Raw genomic sequence first — 3,677 nt, 5'->3', positions numbered from 1 at the left:
CGGTGGCACCGTCGTCGACGGGCTGCCGCGACGGAGCCTGGGGCGGGGGGGGGGGGGGGGGGGGGGGGGCCCCCCGGCGCCCCCCCCCCCGCGCGCGGACCGGCGGGGGGCCGCCCGCCGCCCCCCCGCCGCGGGGGGGGGCCGCGGGGGGGCCGCCGCGCGGAAACCCCGGCCGCGCCAGGCTCCGTCGCGGCAGCCCGTCGACGACGGTGCCACCGAAATCGAAGACGGCGGCGATGTGCGGGCCCTGCGGCCCCGAGCGGACAGCGGCCACCGCCGCGCTGAGGTCGCCCATCAGAGCACGGTCCGATTCGACGGGTCCAGGCTGGCCGCCCTGGCGATGCGTTCGCCGAGATCACGCAGCCGCTCGGCGAATTCCAGCCTGCGGGCCAGCAGCGCGTCCTCCTCGCCCGGCGCCGACCGCGCGATCAAGCCGTGGTTGTCGGCGAGTTTCCACGCGCTGGTGAACAGTTCGCTCGAGACCGACTCGGCGCTGTGCAGCCGCTGCTGCAACAGCATCTGCTTGCCGACCGCCACGCACTCGTCGATGAACTCCTTGCGATCGATCAGCGCGTCGGACGCGCGGGCCGCCAGCCGTTCGGCCACCACCAGCTGCGCGTCGAAGAAGGAGCGCAGCACGCGGTGCGCCATCACGAAGCCGGAATCGGTGAGCGCGCCGAGGAACTGGCGATCGAGCCGGTCGTCGGGGGTGTTCTCGTCCCATTCGGGCACGATGATGCGCACCTCGTCGATGATCTGCTCGGCGAATTCCTGGCGCTCGGGGAAGAAGAACTCGAACTTGAGCAGGTCGCGCAGCGCGAACGCCGCCTTCCAAGCCGAGCGCAGCGGGTCGTCGCCCGGTTCCTCGACGGCGGTGAGCGCGGCCAGTTCGAGGATGGCGCGGTTGACGAACCAGTGCACCGCGCTGTTGCGGTAGAACGCCGCCTCCAGGTGCGCGCCCGGCTCGATCGCGTAGACCGGTTCCAGCCCACCGCGATACACGGTGACCACCCCGGCGAGCGCCAGTTGTTCGAGCACCACCCGTAGGCCCTGGTCGTCGCGCAGGGCAGACAGTTCGCCGCTGGGCAGGCCGCGCTTGTCGATGTAGCCGAGGACCGGGTCGACCACGGTGCGCACCTGCCCGAGCGTCAGCGCGCGCTCGTGCACGCCGAGCAGGGCCAGCGTGACCAGCGCGTTGACGGTGATCGGGGTGACCTGGTTGATGCCGACCGCCACGTCGAAGGCCAACCGCTGCACCGCTTTACGCTCGGTCTCGGCCAGCTCGGATTCGTCGGGCACGCTGGCCGCGCCGGTCGTGGTGTCACGCAGCGGAATGGTCATCGGCCGCGGGTCGAGCGGATCACCGTGCGCGGCCAGCCGTTCGCGCGCCGAGAGCGGTTCGCCGAATCGCACATAGACGCGCCCTGCCGAATGCTGTTGGCTGCGCACATATCTGGCGAGCCAGCCGATGCCCTCCGGCTTCTTCGTTCCGCCCGATTGTTCGCTCGCGATCGCGCCGAGTTCGTTGAGCCGCTCGTAGGTGATCGAGACCGGAACCAGCATCACGTCCTCGACGCGACGCGAACGCACCGCGGCGGCGAGGTAATTGAGCAATCCGTAGCGCGGCGGCCGCAATTTCCCGGTGCGGGTGCGGCCGCCCTCGAAATACCATTCCATATTGAAGCGCTTGGCCAGCAGATAGGCGAAGTATTCCTCGACGACCGCCTTGTAGACCTCGTCGTCGCCGAAACTGCGGCGGATGAACACCGTGCCGGTGCGCCGGGCGATCGGGCCCATCGGCCAGAAACTCAGATTCGCGCCGCCGATCACGTGATTCGGAGGAAAGTCGTTGCGCGCCAGCACATCGCCGAGCACGAACGCGTCGACATAGGAGCGGTGCGAGGGCAGGAACACCAGCGGGAACTTGCGGTTGAGCCTGCGCAGCGAGTCCAGGCCGGTCAGGTCGGTGTCGACCTTCCAGGTGGAGGCGTGGATGGGGCGCATGGCCTGGGTGAACAGGTCGGAGACCAGCCTGCTCTGCGCCGCGACCAGTTCGCGCAGCGCCTTCTCGGCATTGCGGTACACCTGGTCGGGCTCGGAGCCGATCTCCTCGGCGATGTAGTCGAGTTTGCGCTGGAACTCGGGGGAGTCGAGGATCTCCTCGGCGACCAGCTGCGGCACCTTGTACCGATCCCCGATGACGGTGCGTTCGGCGCGCTCGAGCGCCACCACCGCGGCGCGCACCACCGCGCGCGCGAACGGCTCGCCCGACCCGGCCCGCAGCAGCGCGGCGGCCTCGGGATGGTTGGTCCGCAGCTCGCTGAGCTTGGCGGGCGCGCCGACGAGCACGCGGTGCCGGTCGGGGTCGGTCCGCACCAGCCTGCGCTGCACGAGCCGGTTGGGTTTGCGTGGATTGGTGAGCAGCGCCAGGTCGGCGAAGGTGACGCGGCGGACGCCGTCGCGTTCGGGCGGCAGCCACAGCACCCGGACCGGAACCACCAGTGGGTCGTCCTGCCTGCCGACGAGGCGTTTGCTGATCGCCTTGGCGTCGAGGTCGAGCTGGGTCACCGGCGCCGTCGAGCCGAGTTCACGGTCCAGGCCGCCCTCGGCGATCCAGGTGCCGATCAATTCGCGTTCGACGCCGGAGGCCGCGTCGACCAGGGCGACCACCGAATCGGCCATGGGCCCCGTTCGCGGGCCGCGCCGCCCACCGATCTCGATCATCTCTCCATTCAAGCGTCAGATCCGCCTCGGCGCACCGAACTTGGGTCACAGGGCGTGGGGCGGGCGCGCAGGTGGCGAAGAATACCCACTTTGGAGGCTCGATAATCGACCAGGTAATGCTAACCTAACCTGCATTAGTTAGGTCAGCTTTACCTTGGAGGATCGTTGTCGTCGACGGAACAGCCCGTTCGGGTGGAGTATGTAGCCGACCCGGCGGCGGCGATGTCCCGCCTGGCGGCGGCCGATCGCTTCGGTGAATACGTGATGTACGAGCGGCCCGGCGAATGGGTGTTCGCCGCCGACCCGCTCGGCAGCGTCGAACTCGACGCGGGCGAGCTGCGTACGGTGTGGGACGGCCGGACCACCGCGCGCGCCTGGACCGGCAGCCCGGCCCAGGTCGTCGACGCCGCCCTGGCCGCGCTGCCACTCGGCGGCCGCAGCGCCTACGGCTGGATCGCGTTCGAGTTCTGCGCCTACTCGCTGGCCGCCACCGCGTACCTGAACCGCCTGACGCCCCTGGCGCACCTGCTGATTCCCCGGATCGAGGTCCGCATCGACGCCACCGGCGTCCGGATCAGCGGCGCCACTCCGAGCGAGGTGTGCGACATCCACGATCTGATCGCCGAGTCGCAGGGCGCCGAACTGCCCACCGCGCACCCGGTCGACGTGCGCCCGGATCCGACCGGGTACCAGGATCGGGTCGCGACGGCCGTCGCCGAGATCCAGGCAGGCGATTACCAAAAGGTGATCCTGTCGCGCAAGGTCGAGCTGCCCTTCGCGGTCGACGTGCCGGCGACCTATCGGCTCGGCCGGGCCAACAACACCCCGGCCCGCTCGTTCCTGCTGCGCCTCGGTGGCCTGGAAGCGGCCGGATTCAGCCCGGAGCTGGTGGCCTCGGTCGACGACGACCGGGTCGTCACCACCGAGCCGCTGGCGGGTACCCGCGCCTTGGG

At 70.4% G+C, this 3,677-nt stretch carries 2 protein-coding genes and 1 pseudogene; 1 reads left to right on the top strand and 2 read right to left on the bottom strand.

The features are described 5' to 3' along the window. Nucleotides 1-295, bottom strand: a pseudogene (locus tag QH270_RS00195) (hypothetical protein); the annotation flags it as partial. Beyond that, a complete protein-coding gene (locus QH270_RS00190) occupies nucleotides 295-2,724 on the bottom strand; it encodes a glycerol-3-phosphate 1-O-acyltransferase (protein WP_280338323.1) in 2,430 nt (809 codons plus the stop codon). The pseudogene QH270_RS00195 and the gene QH270_RS00190, both read right to left, overlap by 1 nt. A gap of 192 nt (nucleotides 2,725-2,916) precedes the next feature. Here QH270_RS00190 and QH270_RS00185 point away from each other — a divergent pair. Next, nucleotides 2,917-3,677 (top strand): chorismate-binding protein (locus QH270_RS00185; protein WP_280338322.1); only part of this gene is annotated, 761 nt, incomplete at its 3' end.

Origin of the sequence: Nocardia neocaledoniensis (assembly GCF_029868625.1) — a bacterium.
In the GTDB taxonomy this organism is placed as follows: Bacteria; Actinomycetota; Actinomycetes; order Mycobacteriales; family Mycobacteriaceae; genus Nocardia; species Nocardia neocaledoniensis_A.
The sequence above is the reverse complement of the archived record's forward strand: the minus strand, read 5'-3'. Positions and strand labels throughout refer to the sequence as shown.

Bases quoted from the DNA above. Each gene is read 5' to 3' on its own strand.
- QH270_RS00190 (WP_280338323.1), bottom strand. From the start codon at position 2,724: ATGATCGAGATCGGTGGGCGGCGCGGCCCGCGAACGGGGCCCATGGCC.